This window comes from Herbaspirillum sp. NPDC087042 (assembly GCF_044745245.1).
GTDB lineage: Bacteria > Pseudomonadota > Gammaproteobacteria > Burkholderiales > Burkholderiaceae_D > Herbaspirillum.
Window position 1 is genome coordinate 126,429 of record NZ_JBIUZW010000016.1, and the last position, 22,021, is coordinate 148,449.

The following is a 22,021-nucleotide window of genomic DNA, read 5'->3' on the forward strand; positions in this document are numbered from 1 at the left end:
GTCCCCGCGGTGTTTCTGGCAGCCTCTTTTCCCGTACTTCACGTACTCCAACATTCCCAACCGCCATGTCCGCCGACGAGCCGCAACGCCTGACCGATCCCGCCGTGTCCTCTTCCACACCCGCCAGCGGCCATTCGCAGCGCGCCTTGCTGTGGATCGTGGCCTCGGGTTTCTTCATGCAGACGCTGGATACCACCATCGTCAACACGGCCTTGCCGGCCATGGCACGCAGCCTCAACCAACCGGTGCTGGACATGCATCCGGTGGTGGTGGCCTATACCCTGACGATGGCCTCGCTCACGCCGGCCTCGGGTTGGCTGGCCGACCGTTTCGGCACGCGCAGGATGTATTTCTCGGCGATCCTGCTGTTCGTGCTCGGTTCCATCTTCTGTGCCACGGCGGCGACATTGCCGCAACTGCTGCTGGCGCGGGTGCTGCAGGGACTGGGCGGGTCGATGCTGTTGCCGGTGGGGCGCCTGGCGGTGCTGCGCGCGGTGCCGGGGGCGCACTACATCGCCGCGCTGGCTTCGATCTCGATCGCCGGGCAGCTGGGGCCGGTGGTGGGGCCGGTACTGGGCGGATGGCTGGTGGAAAGCCTGTCATGGCACTGGATCTTCCTCATCAACGTCCCCATCGGCGTGCTGGGCATGGGCGCGGTGCTGCGCTTCCTGGCCGATGACAGCCTGGCGGACGCGCCGCGTTTCGACCTGCTGGGCTGTGGCTTGCTGTCGGCTTGCATGGTGGCGTTTTCGCTGGCGCTGGATGTGCCGGTCGAGAACGACCGCGCCGCCTGGAGTGCTGGCCTGTTCGCGCTGGCGGCCTTGACGGTGTGGCTGTACTGGCTGCATGCGCGCGCCCATCCGCGCCCGCTGTTCCGCCTGGGCCTGTTTGGCGAACCCAATTTCAGCATCGGCCTGGCGGGCAACCTGGTGTGTCGCATCGGTTCCTCGGCCGTGCCTTTCCTCTTGCCGCTGCTGCTGCAGGTGCGGCTGGGCTATTCGCCGCTGCATGCGGGCCTGGTGCTGCTGCCGGCAGCCATTGCCGGCACCATCGCCAAGCCGTGGATCGCGCCGCTGGTCAAGCGCTATGGCTATGACCGCTTCCTGCATGTCAATACGGTGCTGGTGGGTGGGGCCATCGTCTCGTTCGCCCTGATCACGCCGCAATGGCCACTGGTGCTGGCGATCGTGCAGCTGTCGGTGTTCGGGGCCTGCAATTCGATGCAGTTCGCGGCCATGAACAGCGTCACCCTCAAGGGCTTGCACAAGGATGATGCCGGCAGCGGCAACAGTCTCTTCTCGATGGTGCAGATGCTGGCCATCGGCCTGGGCGTGACCATCGGCGGTACCCTGGTCAATGTCTTCAAGGCGCCGACCGGCGCGGCCACCAATGCCAGCTTCCAGATCACCTTCGTGATCGTGGGCGGCATCACCCTGGTTTCTGCCTGGGTGTTCCGCAGGATGGATCCGCGCTATTTCCGCTAAATGAGATAAATGATTTGAGAGGCGGGGCGATCAGGTATCGCTCCACTGGCGCAGCAGGTTGTGATAGCAGCCCACCAGCGTGCGTCGCGCCAGGGCGTCGGCATCGGTCTGGTTCAGGCGCTGGATGGCGTTGTCCATGTCGAAGAGCATGTGGCGCCGGGCGTCGTCGCGCACCAGGCTTTGCACCCAGAAGAAGCAACCCACCCGCACGCCACGCGTGACCGGGGTGACCTGATGCAGGCTGGTGGCTGGGTAGAGCACCATGTCGCCGGCGTCGAGCTTGACGCTGTGCATGCCGTAGGTATCGTCGATCTGCAGTTCACCCCCGTCGTAATCGGCGGGATCGGCCAGGAACAGCGTGGCCGATACATCGGTACGCAGCTTGCGTCCGCTGTGGGGATGGATGCGTACGCTGCCATCCACATGGGCGCCAAAGGTCATGCCCTCGCCGTAGCGGTTGAACATGGGCGGGTAGATGAGATTGGGCAGGGCGGCGCTGATGAAGCGGGGATGGCGTTCCAGCGCACTGACGATGATGTGCTGGCACTGCTGCGCCACTTGCGAACGTTCATCGATCTGCTGGTTGAACTTCACCGGCGCGCCCTGGTAGCCGGCTGTCACGCGGCCATCCACCCAGGCCTCACCCGCCCCGTCGAGCAGGCGGCGTACCGCCTGCAACTGTTGATCGTCCAGCAGTTTGGGGAGGGTGATGAGCATGGGTGGTTTCCTGTGAAGCGTGTTACATGCGATAGGTCAGCGACAGCATTGCCGTGCGGCCCGAACCCGGGACCGAACGACCGCCATCGGACTGGATCAGCGCATCGTAATACATCTTGTCGGTCAGGTTGAACAGGTTCAGGCGGATGTCGTAGGCCTTGGTGGTATAGGCCACCATCGCATCGTAGCGGGTATAGCCGCCGACCTGCACCGTGTTGGTGGCGTTGGAGTAGCGCTGCGACATGTAGGTCGCGCCGCCGCCGACCTGCCAGTGCGGGGCCACGTCATAGGTGGTCCAGGTGGTCAGGGTGTGCTTGGGCGTGTTCACCGGGATCTTGCCCACCGAGGTGTCGGCTACCGCGCCACCGATGACCTGGGCGTCCAGGTAGGTGTAGTTGGCGGCGACCTGCCAGTCGCGGGTGATGCGGCCGGTGGCGCCGGCGCGGGCACCGTTCACACGCACCGTGCCGGCCAGTGTGTAGACGCCGGTCGAGACCAGGCTGCGGGCGTTTTCCTTGGTGATCTGGAAGGCTGCGGCGCTCAGGGCCAGGCCATCGGCCAGATCCCACTTGCCGCCGACTTCATAGGAGCGGTTCTTTTCCGGGTCCAGGTTCTGCTGGCCGGTGGTGCCGGTCAACTGTTCCAGCGAGGGGTTGAACGAGGTGCCATACGAGACGTAGTAGGCCTGAGCCGAAGTCGGCTGCCAGATCGCGCCCGAGCGCACGCTCAGGAAGTTGACGGTCTGGTTGGCATAGGCCAGCGCGGTGGAGCCGGCGGTGTTGCCCGAGTTGATCGAGTTGCTGATGCTGGCGATGTAGCGGTCATAGCGCAGGCCGCCGACCAGCTTGAATTGCGGCACCAGTTCGATGGTATCGCCCACGTAGGCGGCGATGGTGTTGGCGCTGCCGCCCTGGTGGTTGCCGGCGGTCTCGGCGACGCTGCTGCCAGCGGCGCTGTAGCTGGGATTGACCACGCTGACGCAATCCATGTAACCGGTGGTGGCGCCGCTGCTGTTGAGGGAGCTGCCGTTGCAGCTGCCATTGCGGTAGTAGTTCTGGTTGTCGTAGCCGTCATGGCCCACTTCCACGCCCACCAGGGCATCGTGCTTGACGCTGCCGGTGGCGAACTTGGCCGCCAGTTCGGTCTGGTTGAAGATGGAGTAGTCGCGGATATCGCGGTCATGGCTCTGGCCACGCACATAGAGGCTGGACAGGGGCAGGCTGCTGGTCGCATTGGTCAGCGCCGTGAAGCCGCTGCCGGAGACCGTGCCGATGGTATTGGGCGCGGTTTCCACGGCATCGGTGTGCACGTAGTTGAACTGGGTCTGGCTGCGCAGGGTCACGTCGGGCGCGATCTTGTGCTTGATGCCGGCATTGAAGGAGGCCACGTCCTGGTTGGTGCGGTCGCTGTTCAAGCCATAGGCGGTGTTGCGATCGACATTGACGGGATGGCCGTTCAGCGGCGGCAGGCCGTAGTCGGGCTGGTCGTGGTTATGTTGCAGCAGGGCCGACAGGGTGATCTCGGTGGGGGTGCCGATGCCCCAGACGTAGGAGCCGGCCAGGCCGAAGTCCTGCACGTCGGTCTGGTTGCGGGTGGTCGCCGCGCCGTTCTGGGCCATGGCTTCGATGCGCATGGCCGAGGTGTCCGACAGCGGATGGTTGTAGTCTGCCGTGGTGCGCACCAGGCCATTGGTGGTGACCGAGGCCGAGACTTCGGTGGCGGCCTTCAGGTTGGCCTTCTTGCTGACCTGGTTGATGATGCCGCCGGTCGAACCGCGGCCGAAGAGCATCGAGGAGGGGCCCATGAGCACTTCCACTTCATCGATGGCGAAGGTGTCGCGATAGTACTGGCCGCGATCGCGGAAGCCATCCAGATAGATGTCGGTACGCGCCGAGAAGCCGTTCAGGTTGATGTTGTTGCCGATCTGGCCACCTTCGGCGCCACCCAGCGTGATGCCCGACACATTGCGCAGCGCATCCGCCAGCGACGACACGCCCTGCGATTGCATCTGCGCCTTGTTGACCACGGTGACCGATTGCGGCACGTCGTGCAGGTCGGCGGGCAGCTTGGTGATTGCCGTGCCGGTGGTGGCGAAATCATCGCGGCGGCCTTCCACGGTCACCGGCGCCAGCTGGCTGTCGGAGGCGGAGGAGGAGGCGGCGGCGGGTGTGGTGGCGGTGGCTTGCTGGGCGTACAGTGGCAGCGGGGCGGCAAAGGTGGCCACCAGCGCGGCGGCGATCGGCGAGAGACGGTTCATGTTCTTGTCGGTATGGAGGTGGAGTGGACAGGCGAGAAGCCGATTCCGCTCGTGCAGCATCGGCTCCGATGGCTGGCTACTACGTCCCCCTATCGAAGAAGGTCGTCTGGCTGGCTGGTCAGGCTGTTCTTTTATTCGTCATGCTAATGAGTTGGATTCTCATTCGCATAAAGAGCAAGACTAAGGTAGAAAGCTGACAATAAGCTGTCAAAATGCTGACGGGAAACTGAGTGTGACAAAAATGTAACACTCCTTGCGCACCGCCATGCGCATAGGGCAATGCCCGATTTGCAGCATTGCCGAGGCTGCAATAGGATGCTCCGGTTACGCAGATGTTTTGCGCTGTTTTCTCTTCCGAAGTCCCTATGAATGTTCTGCTGGTCGAAGACGACCCGGTACTCACCGACGGTCTCTCGCGCGTCCTCAATTCGCACGGCTTTACCGTGCACACCGTCAACAACGGCAACGACGCGCTGTCGCAGCGCTTCAATGCCGCCGTGCTGGTGCTCGACATTGGCCTGCCCGGCATCGACGGTTTCGAGGTCTTGCGGCGCATGCGCGCGGCGGGCAACAACACGCCGGTACTGCTGCTGACCGCGCGCGATACCATTCCCGACCGTGTGCACGGGCTGGAACTGGGCGCCGACGACTACCTGGTCAAGCCCTTCGCCACGCCTGAACTGGTGGCCCGCATCAAGGCGCTGATCCGGCGCAGCGCGCCGCAGCCGGCGCAACTCTCGGTGGGCGGCCTGTCGCTGGACAACGCCACCAAGCGCGCCGACATCGATGGCCGCAAGATCGAGCTGTCGCTGCGCGAGTGGACGGTGCTGGAATACCTGATGCAGCACGCCTCGCGCGTGGTCTCCAAGCAGCAGATCATCGATGCGGTGCTGCCCTGGGGCGAGGACTTCACCATCAATGCGGTGGAAGTCTATGTCTCGCGCATCCGCCTGAAGATCGCTGACTCCGGCGTGGTCATCCGCACCATCCGTGGCTTCGGCTACATGCTCGAGAAGAGCGAGAACTGATTCCTCCCCGGTGCGCACGGCTGTCCTCCACCCCAGCATCCGGCGTGACCTGCTCAAGTGGCTCATTGCGCCGCTGCTGCTGGTCAACCTGGTGGGCGCCGGCCTGACCTACTGGCTGGCCTGGCTGCCGGCCCAGCACGCCTTCGACCAGAACCTGATGGATTCCACCTGGGGCCTGTACGCCCAGGTGCGCCATCGCCAGGAAAGAACCACGGCCGAGCTGACCAAGCAGGCCGAGGAAATCCTGCGCAGCAATCACACCGATACCACCTTCTTTGCCGTGCGCAATACACGCGGCGAGATCGTGGTGGGCGACAAGGGCTTCCCGCCGCTGCCCGAGAGCGACCTGTTCGACCGTCCCATCAACTATGACGCCACCATGCGTGGCGAGCCGGTGCGCATCGCGGCGCTGCAGGTGCGGGTCAAGAATGGCGTCATCTCGGTGGCCGTGGCCGAGACGGTGCGCAAGCGCAACCGTGCCCACTACACCATCCTGCTGACCTTCCTGGCGCTGGATGGCGTCCTGACCTTCATTTCCATCAGTGCCGTGCTGGTGGCGGTACGGCGCGGCCTGCAACCCTTGAAGAGCCTGCAGCGCAACCTGGAGCAGCGCGGCCATGGCAAGCTGGGCGCCATCGACGGGGCCGGCTCGCCGGTGGAGCTGCAACCGCTGATCGGCGCCATGAACGAGCTGATGGCGCGCATCAGCAAGGGCGAGCAGGCGCAGCAGAATTTCATGGCCGACGTGGCGCACCAGTTGCGCACGCCCCTGACGGGCCTGAAGCTGCAGCTCGAACTGCTGCATGACAAGCACCAGGAGCAGCCCGATACGGCGCGCTCGCTGGAGATGATGAATTCCTCGGTGGAACGCATGATCCGCCAGAGCCGCCAGCTGCTGGCGCTGGCGCGTTCGGAGCCGGGTCTGTTCGAAAGCCGTAAGCTCGAAGCCCTGTTGCTGGACAAGCTGGTGGAAGAATCGGTGCAGCACTTCATCGAGGAAGCCGACAAGAAGCAGATCGACCTCGGCTTCGACCTGCGGCCGGCGCGCATGCGTGGCGACCGCTTCCTGCTGCGCGACCTGATCGACAACCTGATCGACAATGCGGTGCGCTATTCGCCGCCCAACAGCACGGTGACCGTGCGCTGCCTGGAGCAGGACGGCGCGACCCTGCTGTCGGTGGAGGATTCCGGCCCCGGCATCGCCCCCGAGCACCGCGAGCAGATCTTCGACCGCTTCTATCGCGCCAACGACAAGGTCGCCGGCAGCGGCCTGGGCCTGGCCATCGTGCGCGAGATCGCGCATGACCATGGCGGCGTGATCAGCCTGGACTGCAAGCAGCAGGGGCAGGGCACGGTCTTTACGGTGCGCTTTCCGCTGGGCGCCTGAACCCGGCGCTGCCGTCATGGCAGAGCTTGCCGGCGGGTGCCGGCGTACCGAACCTCGGGCCGTATCCTGTGTCCAAATGGCTCATCGTGACCGACACAGGAGGCAACATGACCGACAAGGTCTTGCAGAATGGCACCCACATCGCCCGCTACGATGCGGTCGAGAAACCCGACCATGCCTTCGAGGCACAAGTCTTCGTGCGCCTGGCGCGCGAACCCGAGATCGCCGAAACCTATATCCCCGTGGGCCTCTACCCGACCGAGGAAGAAGCCCTGGCCAGCGCCCGCGAGCGCGCCGCCCGGGCCTTGCAGGAGCATGAATTTTGAAGCCAGTGATGTCTTGCGGGCTGCCCGCTGCGCCGCGCCGCCGGCAACTGCTGATCGCTGGGGCCGCCACCCTGGTACTGGCCCTGGCCGGCTGTGCCTCCAGTGGGGGCCTGTCCTCGTCCAGCCTGTTCGAATTGCGCGGCGCCACCACCGTGCCGACCCAGGGCTGGATCAAGGTGCGCAATCCCCAGTCGCCCGGCGGTGATCTCTACCTGGCGCCGCGCGCCGCACTCGATGCCAGCGACGTCCAGCGCGCCACGGCGCAAAAGGATGCCGCCGGACGTGCCGTCCTGGTCTTGCAGTTTTCGCCCGTCGGTACCCTGAGGCTAGCGGCGGCCTCGCGCGAGCTGCAGGGCAAGCAGCTCGCTGCCTTGTTGGAGGGGCAGGTCGTCAACGTGGTCAGCGTGCAGGGCAACATGAGCATCAATACCATGGCCCTGACCGGGCTGGCCAGCTTCGAGGATGCGGTACGCCTGGCGCACCAGCTCTCGCCAAGGCAATGAACAGGGCCACGACCGGGTGGCAGGAGAGGGCCCGGTCGTGCTAATGTCGTGGCCGTCGCCGTCCGGCTGGAGGCTTGCCTCCGCTTCCCAACTACAAGAACACCATGTCCGTCGCCCGCCAGATCGTCCAGGTCCATCCCCGTTTGTTGATCGGCATTGCCGTGGGCGTGATCGCCGCCTGCCTGCTGCCCGCCTCCACGATCACCGGGCGCTGCCTGATCGGCTGGAATGCCGGGGTCTGGACTTACCTGGTGACGCTGTGGGTGATGATGCTGCGGGCCGACCAGGACACCGTCAAGCGCCTGGCCGAGACCGAGGATGAAAGCGCCCGGGTGGTGCTGGTAATGGTCTGCGTGGCCGCCGTGGCCAGCCTGCTGGCGATCCTGCTGGAGCTGGCCGGCGCCAGTCATCACGATGAAGGCGGCAAGCTGCTGCGCTATGGCTTCACCGCCTCCACCGTGTTCGGTTCGTGGCTGTTGATCGGCACCATCTTCACGCTGCACTATGCACGCCTGTTCTACGCCGACGACGATGATCCGCAGGCCCTGCCGCTGCGCTTTGCCGATGGCCAGGCGCAGCCCGACTACTGGGACTTCCTCTATTTTTCGATGACCATCAGCGTGGCCGTGCAGACCTCCGACGTGGGCGTGGCCACGCGGCCCTTGCGTCGTGCCGTGCTGGCGCATTCGCTGATCTGCTTCATCTTCAACGCCGCCATCATCGGCCTGTCCATCAATATCGCCGCCGGCCTGGTGGGGAATTGAACCGAACCGTCGCCTACCTGTCCTAGCGAGGTTCAGGCCGCCGCGTCGCCAGACGCGGGCGGCCTGCGCACATCCGGGGCGAACCGTATAATGGCCCGCTTTATTGGTTCGCTTTGCCGGCAGCAATAAAAGGGGAGGAGGGGCGCAGATCCCTCGCAGCTCGACCAACGATACGAATAAACAGGGAGCGCGTCGTGCCGGTTCATTCCAGCCAAGCAGAAGAACGTATTGCCATCTTGAAGCGCCAGGGCAAAGGGGCCTTTTCCGGTCCGCCCCTGCCACCGGGCCCGTTGATCGGCTTCGGCGTGGCCATCCTGGCGGTGATCCTGATTGCGCTCTTTACCTACCAGGCCTCGGTGACCCGGGGCGACACCGCACGCGCCGTCGCCCACACCATCGAGGTGCGCGAGCAGTTGCAGGTGCTGCTGTCCACCCTCAAGGATGCCGAGACCAGCCAGCGCGGCTTCCTGCTGACCGGTGCCGAGAGCTACCTGGGACCCTACAACCAGGCCAGGGCCTCGTTGCCCGGCGAGATCGGCAAGCTGCGCGCGCTGGTGGGCGATAGCCAGGACCAGCTGCAGCGCCTCTCGCAGATCGAGGGCATCAGCCGCGAAAAGATGGATGAGCTGGCCCAGACCATCGCGCTACGCCGCGCCGGTGACAGCGCCGGTGCGCTGTCGGTGGTGCAGTCCGACCGCGGCAAGATGGCCATGGACCGGGTACGCACGGTGTCGGCCCAGATGGAAGCACAGGAGCGCGACCTGCTCAGTGCGCGCCAGGCCGACTGGCAGGATGCGGTCACCTTCTCCACGGCCGTGGCCTGGGGCGGCTCGGCACTGCTGCTGGTACTGATCGTGGCCGCTGCCGCCACCACCTCGCGAGACTACCGCCTGCGCGAGAAGCAGGCCTGGATCCGCGCCGGCCAGATGGGCCTGGCCGAACGGCTGCAGGGTGAACAGCGCCTGGGCGTGCTGGGCGACAATACCCTGGCCTTCCTGACCGGCTATCTCAACGCCCAGGTCGGGGCGATCTATCTGCGCACCGACGCCGGTGACTTCGAACGTTTCGCCGCCTATGCCATCGAGGAGCAGGCCGGTCCGGTCACGCTGCAGCACGGCCAGGGCCTGCTGGGCCAGGCGGCCAAGCTCAATCGCGCCATGCATGTCAGGGATGTCCCGGCCGACTACCTGGCCGTGTCCTCGGCGGTGGGGCGGCGCCAGCCCAGCGAGCTGCTGATCGTGCCGGCCGCCAGCGAGGGCGTGGTGCAGGCGGTCTTCGAACTGGGCTTCCTGCGTGGCGTGCGTCCCGAGGAAGAAGAGCTGCTGGCGCGCCTGTCGGATCAGGTGGCGGTGGCCGTGCGCTCCTCCAAGGACCGGACCCGGCTGGAAGAACTGCTGGAAGAAACCCAGCGCCAGTCCGAGGAATTGCAAGCCCAGCAGGAAGAGCTGCGGGTCAACAACGAAGAGCTGGAAGAGCAGGGCCAGGCCCTGAAGGCATCCCAGGTACGCCTGGAAACCCAGCAGGCCGAACTGGAAGAGACCAACGCCCAGCTGGAAGAACAGACCCAGTTGCTCGAAGTGCAGAAGGATGACCTGGCCAAGACCCAGGTGGTGCTGGTGGAAAAAGCCACCGAACTGGAGCGCGCCAACCAGTACAAGAGCGAATTCCTGGCCAACATGAGCCACGAGTTGCGCACCCCCCTGAACTCCACGCTGATCCTGGCCAAGCTGCTGGCCGACAACAAGCACGGCAACCTCAGCGACGAGCAGGTGCGCTTTGCCCAGACCATTTCCTCGGCCGGCAACGATCTGCTGGCGCTGATCAACGACATCCTGGACCTCTCCAAGATGGAGGCCGGCAAGCTCGACATCGTCGCCGAATCCTTCGTGGTGGCCAAGCTGGCCGATGAGCTCAATGCCAGCTTCTCGGTCACGGCCCAGCAGAAGGGCCTGGCCTTGAAGGTGCAGATCGAGCCGGGCGTGCCGGCACGCATGGAAACGGACATGCAGCGCCTGGGCCAGATCCTCAAGAACCTGCTCTCCAACGCCATCAAGTTCACCGAGAAGGGCGAGGTCAGCCTGCGCATCTACGCCGATGCCAACGAGCACATCGCCTTTGCCGTGCGCGACACCGGCATCGGCATCGGCCAGGACCAGCACCAGTTCATCTTCGAAGCCTTCCGCCAGGCCGACGGCAGCACCCATCGCAAGTACGGCGGCACCGGCCTGGGCCTGTCGATCTCGCGTGACCTGGCGCATCTGCTGGGCGGCGATATCCAGGTGCAGAGCCGCCCCGGCGAGGGCAGCATCTTCACGCTCTCGCTGCCGCAGGTCTATCGCAGCGAACAGGTCGCCACGCGGCCGGCGCCGCTGTCGGCCGCCGCACTGGCCTCGGCCTCGACGCTGCAGGCGGCCCAGGTCGCCACCGCCCCCGACATCCGCATGAGCACGGTCTCGGCCGCCGTACCGCTGGCCGCGCCTACCCGCCTGCAGGAGATCGCCATCGATGACGACCGTCATCGCATCGAGCCGGCCGCGCGCGTGATCCTGGTGATCGAGGATGACACCGCCTTCGCCCTGATCCTGCGCGACCTGGCCCATGAGATGGGGTTCCAGTGCGTGATCACCCATTCGGCCAACGAGGGCGTGGCCGCCGCCGGGCTCTACCGTCCCAGCGCCATCCTGCTGGACATGAACCTGCCCGATTTCTCCGGCCTGGGCGTGCTGGACCAGATCAAGCGCAATCCCAAGACCCGCCATATCCCCGTGCATGTGGTGTCGGTGGCCGACTACGCCCACGAAGCCATGGAGCGCGGCGCGGTCGGCTATGCCCTCAAACCGGTGCAGCGCGAAGAACTGGTAGGCGCCATCCGCAAGCTCGAAGCCAAGTTCCTGCAAGACCTGCGCCATGTGCTGGTGGTGGAGGACGATGTCCGCCAGCTCGACAGCATCCGCCAGCTGCTGGCCGGCGAGAACATCAACCTGGTCGGCGTGCGCACCGCCACCGAAGCCCTGGCGCGCCTGCGCGAGACCACCTTCGATTGCATGGTGATGGACCTGAACCTGCCCGACCTGTCCGGCTACCAGTTGCTGGAAAAGATGGCCGAGCAGGAGCACGTGGCCTTCCCGCCGGTGATCGTCTATACCGGCCGCTCCCTGTCGGCCGAGGAAGAGCAGAACCTGCGGCGTTTCTCGCGCTCCATCATCATCAAGGATGCGCGCTCCCCCGAGCGCCTGCTCGACGAGGTGACCCTGTTCCTGCACCAGGTCGAAACCACGCTGCCGGCGGAGAGCCAGCGCCTGCTGAAGGTGGCGCGCGACCGCGAGACTGTCTTCGAGGGCCGTCGCATCCTGGTGGTGGAGGATGATGTGCGCAACATCTTCGCCCTGTCCTCGGTGCTCGAACCCAAGGGCATGAAGGTCGACATCGCCCGCAATGGCCGCGAGGCGCTGGAGGCGCTGCAACGCAGCCAGAGCCAGGCCGGCGCGCCCATCGACCTGGTGCTCATGGATATCATGATGCCCGAGATGGACGGCCTGACCGCCATGCGCGAGATCCGCAAGGACGCCTACTGGAAGCGCCTGCCCATCATCGCGCTGACCGCCAAGGCCATGAAGGACGACCAGGAAAAATGCCTGGCCGCCGGCGCCAACGACTACATCGCCAAGCCCCTGGATGTGGAAAAGCTGCTCTCGCTGGTACGCGTATGGATGCCGAAATGAATCAGATCATGAGCCACCGGCATTTCGATATCGAGATGCAGTTGCTGCTCGACGCCATCTATCTCAAGTACCACTGCGATTTCCGTGGTTACGCCGGCGCGTCGCTCAAGCGCCGGCTGGTCACCGCCATGGGGCGCTTCGAGTGCGCTACGCTGTCGCAGTTGCAGGACAAGGTATTGCATGATCCGGGCGTGTTCCCGGCCCTGATGGAATACCTCACGGTGCAGGTCAGCGAGATGTTTCGCGACCCCAGCTATTTCCTCTCGCTGCGCCAGCAGGTGCTGCCCCTGCTGCGCACCTATCCGTCGCTGAAGATCTGGGTGGCCGGATGCAGCAGCGGCGAGGAAGTCTATTCGCTGGCCATCCTGCTGCGCGAGGAAGGCTTGCTCGAACGCAGCCTGATCTATGCCACCGATATCAACCAGACTGCGCTGAAGAAGGCCGAGGCCGGTGTCTATGAGCTGGACCGTATCGCCGGTTTCACCAGCAATCACCAGAAATCGGGCGCCAGGACCTCGCTTTCGGATTACTATACGGCCGCCTATGGCGCGGTGGTGTTCGACAAGTCCCTGCGTCGCAACGTGGTCTTCTCCGACCACAGCCTGGCCACCGACAGCGTCTTTGCCGAGATGCACCTGGTGTCCTGTCGCAATGTGCTGATCTATTTCAACCGGCAATTGCAGGAACGCGCCCTGGGCCTGTTCCGTGAATCGCTGGTGCGCAAGGGCTTCCTGGGCCTGGGGTCGAAGGAGTCGCTGCGGTTTTCTTCGCATGCGGGGGCGTTTGACGAGATCGTGCGCGAGGACCGCATCTTCCAGAAGAAGGGGGATCTGTGAGCGCGCCGATCGTCGCCGCTGCCAGCCGGCGTATTGAAGGCATCGATGGCATCGAGGCAGTCGTCATTGGTGCCTCGGCGGGTGGCGTGGATGCCTTGTCCGACATCCTGCCGGCCTTGCGCGCTGGCGCTGACGTGGCCACCCTGGTGGTGCTGCACCTGCCGCGCGAACGGCCCAGCCTGCTGGTGTCCATCTTTTCCCACCGGTGTCTCCAGCCGGTGCGCGAGGCGCAGGACAAGGAGCCCGTCGAGGCGGGGGTGATCTATTTTGCGCCGCCAGACTATCATCTGCTGGTGGACAAGACGCCGGAAGGGCCGCTGCTGGCGATGTCCAACGACGAGCCGGTCAACTTCTCGCGGCCGGCCATCGATGTGCTGTTCGAGTCGGCAGCTGATGTCTATGGACCACGGCTGATGGGCATCGTCCTCACCGGTGGCAACCAGGACGGCGCGGCAGGCTTGCAGGCCATTGCGCGTGCCGGTGGCGTGACGGTGGTGCAGGATCCGCAACAGGCACAGGTGCCGTACATGCCGGAACAGGCATTGGCGCTGGGGGAAATCGATTATGTGCTCACGCTCGCGCAGATCGCCGATCTGCTGCGCACCCTGGGTGCGCGTGAAGCCGGGCAAGAGCAAGAAAAGGAATGCGGGTGATAGAACAAGAACATCAATGCCGGGAGCTGCCACGGGTGAAATTCCTGCTGGTCGACGATCTCGAAGAAAATTTGCTGGCCTTGTCGGCGCTGCTGCAGCGTGACGATGTCGAGCTGCTGCTGGCGCGTTCCGGAATGGAAGCGCTGGAGCTGCTACTGGTGCACGAGGTGGCGCTGGCCTTCATCGACGTGCAGATGCCGGACATGGATGGCTTCGAGCTGGCCGAGCTGATCCGTGGCAGCGAACGTACGCGCAATGTGCCGCTGATCTTCGTGACGGCCGGCGTGCGCGACGAGCGTCGCATGTTCAAGGGCTATGAAAGCGGAGCGGTGGATTTCCTCTACAAGCCCATCGAGGCGCATATCCTGCGCAACAAGGCCGAGGTGTTCTTCCAGCTGTATCGCCAGAAGCAGCAGCTGGCGCTGGATCTGCGCGAGCGCACCGAGACATTGCGGTTGAACGAGATGTTCGTGGCCATCCTCGGTCACGACCTGCGCAACCCCTTGAGCGCCGTGATGATGGCGGCCACGCTCCTGCAGCGCAGCTACAAGGAGGAAGTGGCGCAGAAGGCCTCGCAACAGATCCTCAATGGCGGCAAGCGCATGGCCAAGCTGATCGAGAACATGCTGGACCTGGCCCGCGCACGACTGGCCGGCGGCATCCCGCTGGCGCGCGAGAGCGCCTGCCTGGGCGAGATCACCGAGCGGGTGGTGCAGGAATACCAGGCCACCTACCCGGGCAGCATCGTCGAGCGCCGCATCGAGGGCGACGATCACGGCTTCTGGGATGGCGATCGCCTGGCCCAGGTGGCGGCCAACCTGCTGGGCAATGCCTTGCAGCACGGCGTACCGGGCCAGCCGGTCTGCATCGGCATCGATGGCCGGAGCGAGAACGAGGTGGTGCTGACCCTCTCCAACCGGGGCGTGATCCCGGCCGCGCTGTTGCCGGTGATCTTCGATCCCTTCCGTGGCGGTGAACGGGAGTCGGGCCGCAAGGAAGGCCTGGGCCTGGGGCTGTACATCGCCCAGCAGATCGTGAAGGCACACGGTGGCGCCATCGACATGAGTTCCGATGATGTCTTGCAGACGCTGGTGACGGTGCGCTTGCCGCGGCGCTAGGCGATCTTCCTGCCAACCAGCCGATCGTTCGTCCTGAGTAGGTCCGCCAGGACCGTATCGAAGGTGCGCTGTCTGCAATACCGCGGGGCTCTGCTTTGACCAGCCCTGGAGAGTCTTCGATACGCCGCGAAGCGGCTACTCAGCCCGAACGGCTCCATTTCAGTTCGAAAAAAATGCCGTTCAGCGTGAGCTGAACGGCATTGCTTTTGGTCGTCCTGACTTCAGGACCGTGGCCGTATTACTGCCACCCATAACGCTTCGAATACCACCCCTTCATGCCCTGGATCAGCACCGCATAGGCCACCAGGATCCCCACCAGCCAGGGGAAGTAGGACAGCGGCAGCGCTTCCAGCTTGAAGTAGTAGGCCAGCGGCGACATCGGGATGGCAATGCCGATGGCCATGATCACCAGCGTCATGCCCAGGAGCGGCCAGGAGGCGCGGCTCTGGAAGAAGGGAATGCGGCGCGTGCGGATCATGTGCACGATCAGCGTCTGCGACAGCAGGCCTTCGATGAACCAGCCGGACTGGAACAGGGTCTGGTGTTCCGGCGAGCTGGCGCCGAAGACATACCACATCAGCGCAAAGGTGGTGACGTCGAAGATCGAGCTGATCGGGCCGAAGAAGACCATGAAGCGCCCGATGTCGCCGGCATCCCAGCGCTGCGGTTTTTCCAGGAATTCCTGGTCGACGTTGTCGAAGGGGATGGAAATCTGCGACACGTCGTAGAGCAGGTTCTGCACCAGCAGATGCAGGGGCAGCATCGGCAGGAAGGGCAGGAAGGCACTGGCGATCAGCACCGAGAAGACATTGCCGAAGTTGGAGCTGGCGGTCATCTTGATGTATTTGAGCATGTTGGCGAAGGTCTTGCGGCCTTCCAGCACGCCTTCTTCCAATACCATCAGGCTCTTTTCCAGCAGGATCAGGTCGGCGGCTTCCTTGGCGATATCGACGGCGGTATCGACCGAGATACCGATGTCGGCCGCGCGCAGGGCCGGGGCATCGTTGATGCCGTCACCCATGAAACCGACCACATGGCCGCGATCGTGCAGTACCCGCACGATGCGTTCCTTGTGGGCCGGCGAGAGCTTGGCGAAGACCGTCACGGTCTCTACCGCCTGCGACAGCTCGGCATCGCTCATCTTTTCCACATACGAACCCAGCAACATGCCCTTGACCTCCAGACCAACTTCGCGGCAGATCTTGGCGGTCACCAGTTCATTGTCGCCGGTGAGGATCTTGACCTTCACGCCGTGGCCACGCAGGGCCGCCAGGGCCGGGGCGGTCGATTCCTTGGGCGGATCGAGGAAGGCGATGTAGCCGATCAGTACCAGGTCCGACTCATCGGCCAGGCTATAGACTTCCTTGGTCGGCGGCAGGTCCTTGGCGGCTACACCGACCACGCGCAGGCCTTCGGCATTGAGCTTGCCGGTGGTGGCGCGGATGTCTTCCAGCAGCGCCGGTGTCAGCGGCACGACCTGGCCGTTGACGCGGGCGCGCGAGCAGACCGAGACGATTTCCTCGACGGCGCCCTTGCAGATCAGCTCGTGGTGGTCTTCACGCTCCGACACCACCACCGACATGCGGCGGCGCTGGAAGTCGAAGGGAATCTCGTCGACCTTGCGATAGGCCGAGGCGATCGACATCTCGCGCTGCAGTTCGGCGTGTTCCAGCACGGCCACGTCCAACAGGTTCTTCAGGCCAGTCTGGTAGTAGCTGTTGAGGTAGGCGTATTGCAGCACTTCATCGTCGGGCGCGCCGTGGATGTCGGTATGGCGTTCCAGGAAGATCTTGTCCTGGGTCAGCGTGCCGGTCTTGTCGGTGCACAGCACGTCCATGGCGCCGAAGTTCTGGATCGCGTCGAGCCGTTTGACGATCACCTTCTTGCGCGACAGCGCCACGGCGCCCTTGGCCAGGGTCGAGGTGACGATCATGGGCAGCATCTCGGGCGTGAGGCCCACCGCCACCGACAGGCCGAACAGGAAGGCCTCTACCCAGTCACCCTTGGTGAAACCGTTGATGAAGAACACCACCGGCGTCATCACCAGCATGAAGCGGATCAACAGCCAGCTGACCTTGTTCACGCCCGCCTGGAAAGCGGTCGGGGTGCGGTCGGTGGCGGTGACGCGCTCGGCCAGGGCGCCGAAGTAGGTGCGTTTGCCGGTGGTCAGCACCACGCCAGTGGCCGAGCCGCTGACCACGTTGGTGCCCATGAAGCACAGGTTGTCCAGCTCCAGCGGGCTGCTGGCGCTGGCGTTGGCGGGGGTGACGAACTTTTCCACCGGCAGCGATTCGCCGGTCATGGCGGCCTGACTGACGAAGAGATCCTTGGCCGACAACAGGCGCAGGTCGGCCGGGATCATGTCGCCCGCGGAGAGCAGCACGATGTCGCCCGGCACCAGCTTGCGGATCGGGACTTCGACGCGGCGCGCGCCCTTGGGGTGCAGGGTGACGTCGAAGTAGCGATGGGCTTCGGCGGCGATTTCCTCGACCAGGTCATGGCGCATGACGGTGGCGGTGTTGCTGACCATGGCCTTGAGCTTGTCGGCCGCGGTGTTCGAGCGTGCCTCCTGGACAAAGCGCAGCAGTGTCGAGACCACCACCATGGTGCCGATCACGATGGCGGCCTTCATGTCCTCGGTATAGAAGGACACCGCGGCCAAGAGCGTGAGCAGCAGGTTGAAGGGGTTCTTGTAGCAGTGCCACAGGTGCACTGGCCAGGTCAGCGGCTTTTCATGCTCGACCTCATTGGGGCCGGTCTGCTCGCGGATGGCGTCGGACTCGGCTTCGGTGAGGCCGTCGTGGCGCGAGTTCAGGCGTTGCAGCAGGGCCTGCACGTCGCTGGCGGAGGCTGCGTTCAGCTGGCCGGCCAGGGTTTGCGGGACTTCCCGGGTCACCGGCGCGCTGCGGAACATGTCCATGCCCAGGCGACGGAAGTGGCGATCCATCCCGCGTGCGCGGATGAAGCTGGCAAAGGTTTCTTTCAGCAGGTTCAGGTTCATGTCGACCTTCTTTTCTTGTTGGTCTTCGCACCGGGTGCGAAGGGACTGGCGTTGCGCTGCCGGTTGCGCCGGTCGTCACGGGCTAGGGCAGCATCGTGGTCTGGCGCCGCTGGCAGTCCCTGGCAGCCTCGCTCAACGAGGCCGGGACGCCGACGGCGCGCCGGGTCTTCGCGTCTTCATGATGGGTATGTCTGTCGCATTGCAGCCTCCGCCTGGTTGAGCGGAGCCCCTGTCATCGGCGCCTGGCGGCGCGAGCGGACAGCCACCGGCACGGCTCAAGGGGAACCATGCCAGTGGCCATGCGCCATGTCGCATCGGCTCATGCCAGCGGCGCCCGGCCGGGAGGGCAGGGCGGATAGCGATGAGGGAAAGCATCATGACGCCGTGTCTGCGGCGGTCGATCGTCGATCTGTCGTTGTGAGGGAATGTCGATACCGGCGCACGGCCGGCATGGAGATGCCGTCATCTGCCTGGAGCAAGATGACGACAGGAGAAGTCCTGCTGAAATCCTTGCTGAGGCTTAACCGGAAATTAACCGGCAACAACTGTCACCCGAACAAGTGCCCATGAGAGGGACTCCATAAAATGAGAACCGGCGAATTCTACGCTCGCGCCAGAAACAGGGTCAAGGCAATTCGGCCGATGTTGCTAAACATTTGTGCATCTGCAACAAGCTAAAGCTTGCGATCTGTCGCCTCGGCGTGACGAAAATTCGCTGCTATGCAGCAGCGATTGTGACATCGCCAGGCTTGTCTTCCATGCTGCACGGCCTATACTCAAACCGAGGCCGGCCCTGTAAGAGCACAAAAGAACTCGACGAGGAGACGCACCATGCCCAACATCATCATGAACAACCTCATGTTCTTCATCCCGATGGCATTGGCAGGTTTGCTGTTGTGTGGGGAAGCACCGGTGGCTTCGCGCGTGGTACGCACCAGCTTGAGAGCGGCGGGTGCCATCTTCGGCGCGTTGCTTGCACTTTTAGTACTGGAGGCACTGCCAGTGCTAATCTAGCGGGCCTTCCATAGCCCGCCTTGCCGCTCGTTGCGGCTGTGGCCGGGGCATTGGCACAGGCATTTTTCCAAGGAACCTAGCCTAGTTCGTTGCCGATCGCCCCGCCCTTGATTTCCCTAGGTCGATGTCTTCACAGTGGTCTCGTGGCGGCCCCGAAGACATCGGCCTTTTTTGCGTCCATCGTTTTCAACTCCCGCATTTCACCCGACACCGGTCCGCCCCCGATCAGGCCGGCCGTGGCTTGCGCGCGAGCGTGGCCTCCCACAGCACCAGGCGGTCGCGGCCGTTTTCCTTGGCGCAATACATGGCATGGTCGGCGCGTTGCAGCCAGACGAAATGGGCGTCCATGTCCGGCGTGAACGGCACCAGGCCGGCGCTGACCGTGCAGCCCCACAGGTTGTCGGCCTCCGTGGTACTGATACGGGCCTCGTCGATGAGGCGCTGTGAGAGATGCAGCGCATCGGCATGGGCGATATCACGCAGGATCACCACGAATTCCTCGCCGCCGTAGCGGCCGATCAGGTCATCCTCGCGCAGCCGGGTGCGCAGCAGGCGCGAGAAATTGCGCAACACCTCGTCACCCACCAGGTGGCCGTGGGTATCGTTGATGCTCTTGAAGTGGTCCAGGTCGAGCAGCAGCAGGAAGGCGCCCTTGGCACCGGGGCGCTGCTGGTGGCGCAGGGCGAATTCCTCGATGAGCAGGCTTTCCCAGTAGCGGCGATTGAAGAGGTGGGTCAGGCCATCCATCTGGCTGACCATCTCGAACTGGCGCGAGCGCTCGGCCAGTTTCTTGGACATCCGGTAGGTCGATTCCCCCAGCGCCAGCGGATAGAGCATCATCATCGGCAGGCAGGCCACGATGGTGACGATATCGCTCTGCGGCAGGAAGCGCGCACCCAGCAGGAACCAGCCCGACAGGCCCGCCGCGAGCGTGGCGTAGAGCCCGCGCATGAACAGGCGCATGCCGCCGGCGGCGATATTGTCCATCGACAGCAGGGAAATGATCACTGCGCTGGGGACCAGGTTGCCGTCCATGGCGGCGATCCAGAAACCGCCGAAGGCGGCGTCGATGACCAGGTTGCGGCGCTCGGTGCGATAGGGAACGGCACTGCCCAGTGCCCAGGCGCGAGCCAGGTGGGGCCACAGGTAGCCATGGAAGGCCAGCAGCACCCACAGCGGCCAGGCCACCGGGTTCTGTACGAAGGCCGCGGCCACGCAGAAGAAGCCCACGCCCAGGCCGATGGCGCGCAGCATGTAGATGCGATTGACGAAACGCACGCCCTTGCCGATCAGTTCTTCTGGCGGCAGGTCGTCAGGGCGACCCGGCCGCGCACGGTACAGGGCCAGTGGATTGATCAGGTCCAGCAGCGCGTGCAGGCGCTGCCGCGCGCCGTCCTTCTCGCGCCGCTTGGGGGAACTGGATGACATGGTGATATTTGTTCTTTCGTCCTGTCCGGGCTTGTCATGGAGGGCAGTGCCATCACCGGGCGCACGATCAAGTGACGTACCCGGAAATCCATGTGTAAATTGATTTAGCGTAACTCTGCTGCAGGGGGGCGGCAAGCATTGCGGCCGGCATATGCAGCAGGATTTGATATGGCGCAGCTTGTCGGGCTGGCGTCGATGACGATCTGTCAAGATATCAACGGCCCGTATTGTCGCACACTGCTGTGACCGGGCCGTTTCAGGAGGGGGCACGGAGGGCAGGGAGGGGGCAGGGGCGCTTGCCCCTATAATGCGTGATCCCCTTTTCTGGCTGAATCATGCTTCGTTTCCCGCGCTATCGCTTCCATCGCTTTTCTCCTGTTTCCCTGCCGCTGCTTGCCGCCTTGCTCCTGCCCACCCTGCCTGCGATGGCCCAGGGTCTGCCGCCGGTGGTGACGGGCGCGCTGCGCGTGGCGCACATCCCGCAGCAGGGCGTGGGCGTGTTGGTGGTCGATACCGAGGGCAGCAAGCGGGTGCTGGCCTCCAGCAATGTGGCACAGGCCTTCAATCCGGCCTCGGTGATGAAGCTGGTGACCACCGATGCAGCCCTGGAGATACTGGGGCCGACCTATACCTGGAAGACCCAGGCCTATATCGACGGCACGCTGGCCGGTGGCGTGCTCGATGGCGACCTGATCATCAAGGGAGGCGGCGATCCCAAGCTGGTGCTGGAGAATTTCTGGCTCTTCCTGCGCCAGCTGCGTGCGCGTGGCATCAAGGACATCCGTGGCAACCTGGTGCTGGACCGCAGCTATTTCGCCCAGTCCAGCTATGACCCGGCGCAATTCGATGGCGACCCGCAAAAGCCCTACAACGCCGGTGCCGATGCGCTGCTGCTGAACTACCGGACCCAGGCTTTCCGTTTCGAACCCGATGCCGCCAGCGGCACGGTCGCGGTGACCATGGACCCGCCCATGGCCGGTCTCAGGATCACGCCGCCACGCCTGTCGCAGGAACCCTGCGGCGACTGGCAGGGCAAGCTGATGATGAACAACGACGCCAGCACAGTCAGCTTCGGCGGCAGTTACGCGGCCGATTGCGGAGCGCGCGTGTGGTACGTGCATCCCTACCGGATGAACAACCAGCAGTTCGTCGGCGCGAGCTTTGCGCAGATGTGGGCTGACCTCGGCGGCAGCTTCTCGGGGCGCGTGGTGGGCGGCCAGGTCACGCCCTCGGCGCGGCTGATGGTGGAAGTGGCCTCGCCGGCGTTGCCCGAGGTGATCCGCGATATCAACAAGTACAGCAACAACGTAATGGCGCGCCAGGTCTTCCTGACGCTGGGCGCCGAGATGAGCGGACAGCCGGGCGATACCACCAATGCGGCCCAGGCGGTGCGCGCCTGGCTGGCGGACAAGGGCATCGAGGCATCCGCTTTCTCCATCGAGAACGGATCGGGCCTCTCGCGTACCGACCGGGTCACGCCGGGCCTGCTGGCCGGCGTGCTGCTGCAGGCCTATCGGTCGCCACTGATGCCGGAGTTCGTCTCCTCGCTGCCGCTGGTGGGCTATGACGGCACCATGCGTCGCCGCCTCAAGAGCCAGGGCGTGGCGGGACAGGCGCACATCAAGACCGGCACCCTGAACGACGTGCGCTCCATCGCCGGCTACGTGCAGGCGGCCTCGGGCAAGACCTATGTGGTGGTGTTCCTGATCAACCATGCGGCCGCACCCAATGGGCAGAAGGCGCAGGATGCGCTGCTGCAGTGGGTCTACGAGAACGGTTGAGG

16 protein-coding genes are annotated in these 22,021 nt (G+C 64.5%); 12 read left to right on the plus strand and 4 right to left on the minus strand.

Annotation, left to right across the window (positions count from 1 at the left end; genetic code table 11):
- The first annotated feature begins 65 nt into the window (after nucleotides 1–65).
- The gene (mdtD, locus tag ACIPHN_RS20620; RefSeq protein WP_400439459.1) at nucleotides 66–1,484 is read left to right on the plus strand and encodes a multidrug transporter subunit MdtD; all 1,419 of its coding nucleotides are present in this window, start codon (nucleotides 66–68) and stop codon (nucleotides 1,482–1,484) included.
- 30 nt (nucleotides 1,485–1,514) lie between these two features.
- Here the strand turns inward: mdtD and ACIPHN_RS20625 are convergent, their stop codons facing one another.
- Both ACIPHN_RS20625 and ACIPHN_RS20630 read right to left on the minus strand, forming a co-directional pair.
- Nucleotides 1,515–2,201 carry a Fe2+-dependent dioxygenase gene (locus ACIPHN_RS20625; RefSeq protein WP_400439461.1) on the minus strand — a complete coding sequence of 229 codons (687 nt, stop codon included), beginning with the start codon at nucleotides 2,199–2,201 and terminating at the stop codon, nucleotides 1,515–1,517.
- 22 nt (nucleotides 2,202–2,223) lie between these two features.
- The gene (locus ACIPHN_RS20630; RefSeq protein WP_400439463.1) at nucleotides 2,224–4,458 is read right to left on the minus strand and encodes a TonB-dependent receptor; all 2,235 of its coding nucleotides are present in this window, start codon (nucleotides 4,456–4,458) and stop codon (nucleotides 2,224–2,226) included.
- Nucleotides 4,459–4,823: 365 nt separating this feature from the next.
- Between ACIPHN_RS20630 and ACIPHN_RS20635 the strand changes: the two genes are divergently transcribed.
- The 9 genes from ACIPHN_RS20635 to ACIPHN_RS20675 all read left to right on the plus strand — a co-directional run bounded on the left by ACIPHN_RS20635 (nucleotide 4,824) and on the right by ACIPHN_RS20675 (nucleotide 14,795).
- A complete protein-coding gene (locus tag ACIPHN_RS20635; protein WP_198984301.1) occupies nucleotides 4,824–5,486 on the plus strand; it encodes a response regulator transcription factor in 663 nt (220 codons plus the stop codon).
- Nucleotides 5,487–5,496: 10 nt separating this feature from the next.
- Entirely contained in the window at nucleotides 5,497–6,873 is a 1,377-nt protein-coding gene (locus tag ACIPHN_RS20640) for a sensor histidine kinase N-terminal domain-containing protein (RefSeq protein WP_400439466.1), read from the plus strand.
- A 107-nt stretch (nucleotides 6,874–6,980) separates the two neighbouring features.
- Nucleotides 6,981–7,199: a hypothetical protein gene (locus ACIPHN_RS20645; protein WP_400439469.1), complete on the plus strand. Its 219-nt coding sequence runs from the start codon at nucleotides 6,981–6,983 to the stop codon at nucleotides 7,197–7,199.
- An 8-nt stretch (nucleotides 7,200–7,207) separates the two neighbouring features.
- Nucleotides 7,208–7,702: a SecDF P1 head subdomain-containing protein gene (locus ACIPHN_RS20650; RefSeq protein ID WP_400439472.1), complete on the plus strand. Its 495-nt coding sequence runs from the start codon at nucleotides 7,208–7,210 to the stop codon at nucleotides 7,700–7,702.
- Between the two features lie 104 nt (nucleotides 7,703–7,806).
- Nucleotides 7,807–8,466, plus strand: a complete 660-nt coding sequence (locus ACIPHN_RS20655; RefSeq protein ID WP_400439474.1) for a DUF1345 domain-containing protein — start codon at nucleotides 7,807–7,809, stop codon at nucleotides 8,464–8,466.
- A 194-nt stretch (nucleotides 8,467–8,660) separates the two neighbouring features.
- A complete protein-coding gene (locus tag ACIPHN_RS20660) occupies nucleotides 8,661–12,188 on the plus strand; it encodes a response regulator (RefSeq protein WP_400439477.1) in 3,528 nt (1,175 codons plus the stop codon).
- The gene (locus ACIPHN_RS20665; protein ID WP_400439480.1) at nucleotides 12,173–13,024 is read left to right on the plus strand and encodes a CheR family methyltransferase; all 852 of its coding nucleotides are present in this window, start codon (nucleotides 12,173–12,175) and stop codon (nucleotides 13,022–13,024) included. The genes ACIPHN_RS20660 and ACIPHN_RS20665 overlap by 16 nt, the downstream gene beginning before the upstream one ends.
- Nucleotides 13,021–13,677: a chemotaxis protein CheB gene (locus ACIPHN_RS20670; protein WP_400439482.1), complete on the plus strand. Its 657-nt coding sequence runs from the start codon at nucleotides 13,021–13,023 to the stop codon at nucleotides 13,675–13,677. Before ACIPHN_RS20665 ends, ACIPHN_RS20670 begins: the two co-directional genes overlap by 4 nt.
- Complete coding sequence (locus tag ACIPHN_RS20675; protein WP_400439485.1) at nucleotides 13,668–14,795, plus strand: response regulator; 1,128 nt, start codon at nucleotides 13,668–13,670, stop codon at nucleotides 14,793–14,795. Before ACIPHN_RS20670 ends, ACIPHN_RS20675 begins: the two co-directional genes overlap by 10 nt.
- Before the next feature lie 238 nt (nucleotides 14,796–15,033).
- Here ACIPHN_RS20675 and mgtA read toward each other — a convergent pair whose 3' ends face one another.
- On the minus strand, nucleotides 15,034–17,796 hold the full coding sequence (mgtA, locus tag ACIPHN_RS20680; protein ID WP_400439487.1) for a magnesium-translocating P-type ATPase: 2,763 nt from the start codon (nucleotides 17,794–17,796) through the stop codon (nucleotides 15,034–15,036).
- An 831-nt stretch (nucleotides 17,797–18,627) separates the two neighbouring features.
- On the opposite strand from mgtA, the gene ACIPHN_RS20685 reads away from it, so the two are divergent.
- Nucleotides 18,628–18,810 (plus strand): hypothetical protein, encoded by a 183-nt coding sequence (locus ACIPHN_RS20685; protein ID WP_400439490.1) that lies wholly within the window; start codon nucleotides 18,628–18,630, stop codon nucleotides 18,808–18,810.
- A gap of 225 nt (nucleotides 18,811–19,035) precedes the next feature.
- Here the strand turns inward: ACIPHN_RS20685 and ACIPHN_RS20690 are convergent, their stop codons facing one another.
- Nucleotides 19,036–20,238 (minus strand): diguanylate cyclase, encoded by a 1,203-nt coding sequence (locus tag ACIPHN_RS20690; protein WP_400439493.1) that lies wholly within the window; start codon nucleotides 20,236–20,238, stop codon nucleotides 19,036–19,038.
- A 335-nt stretch (nucleotides 20,239–20,573) separates the two neighbouring features.
- Between ACIPHN_RS20690 and dacB the strand changes: the two genes are divergently transcribed.
- Complete coding sequence (gene dacB / locus ACIPHN_RS20695) at nucleotides 20,574–22,019, plus strand: D-alanyl-D-alanine carboxypeptidase/D-alanyl-D-alanine-endopeptidase (protein WP_400439496.1); 1,446 nt, start codon at nucleotides 20,574–20,576, stop codon at nucleotides 22,017–22,019.
- Nucleotides 22,020–22,021: the final 2 nt, after the last annotated feature.

Coding starts and splice junctions, on each gene's coding strand:
- ACIPHN_RS20690 (WP_400439493.1), bottom strand. CDS start 20,238: ATGTCATCCAGTTCCCCCAAGCGGCGCGAGAAGGACGGCGCGCGGCAG.
- ACIPHN_RS20625 (WP_400439461.1), bottom strand. CDS start 2,201: ATGCTCATCACCCTCCCCAAACTGCTGGACGATCAACAGTTGCAGGCG.
- ACIPHN_RS20650 (WP_400439472.1), top strand. CDS start 7,208: ATGTCTTGCGGGCTGCCCGCTGCGCCGCGCCGCCGGCAACTGCTGATC.
- ACIPHN_RS20685 (WP_400439490.1), top strand. CDS start 18,628: ATGCCCAACATCATCATGAACAACCTCATGTTCTTCATCCCGATGGCA.
- mdtD (WP_400439459.1), top strand. CDS start 66: ATGTCCGCCGACGAGCCGCAACGCCTGACCGATCCCGCCGTGTCCTCT.
- ACIPHN_RS20635 (WP_198984301.1), top strand. CDS start 4,824: ATGAATGTTCTGCTGGTCGAAGACGACCCGGTACTCACCGACGGTCTC.
- ACIPHN_RS20665 (WP_400439480.1), top strand. CDS start 12,173: ATGGATGCCGAAATGAATCAGATCATGAGCCACCGGCATTTCGATATC.
- ACIPHN_RS20630 (WP_400439463.1), bottom strand. CDS start 4,458: ATGAACCGTCTCTCGCCGATCGCCGCCGCGCTGGTGGCCACCTTTGCC.
- mgtA (WP_400439487.1), bottom strand. CDS start 17,796: ATGAACCTGAACCTGCTGAAAGAAACCTTTGCCAGCTTCATCCGCGCA.
- ACIPHN_RS20645 (WP_400439469.1), top strand. CDS start 6,981: ATGACCGACAAGGTCTTGCAGAATGGCACCCACATCGCCCGCTACGAT.
- ACIPHN_RS20675 (WP_400439485.1), top strand. CDS start 13,668: ATGCGGGTGATAGAACAAGAACATCAATGCCGGGAGCTGCCACGGGTG.
- dacB (WP_400439496.1), top strand. CDS start 20,574: ATGCTTCGTTTCCCGCGCTATCGCTTCCATCGCTTTTCTCCTGTTTCC.
- ACIPHN_RS20655 (WP_400439474.1), top strand. CDS start 7,807: ATGTCCGTCGCCCGCCAGATCGTCCAGGTCCATCCCCGTTTGTTGATC.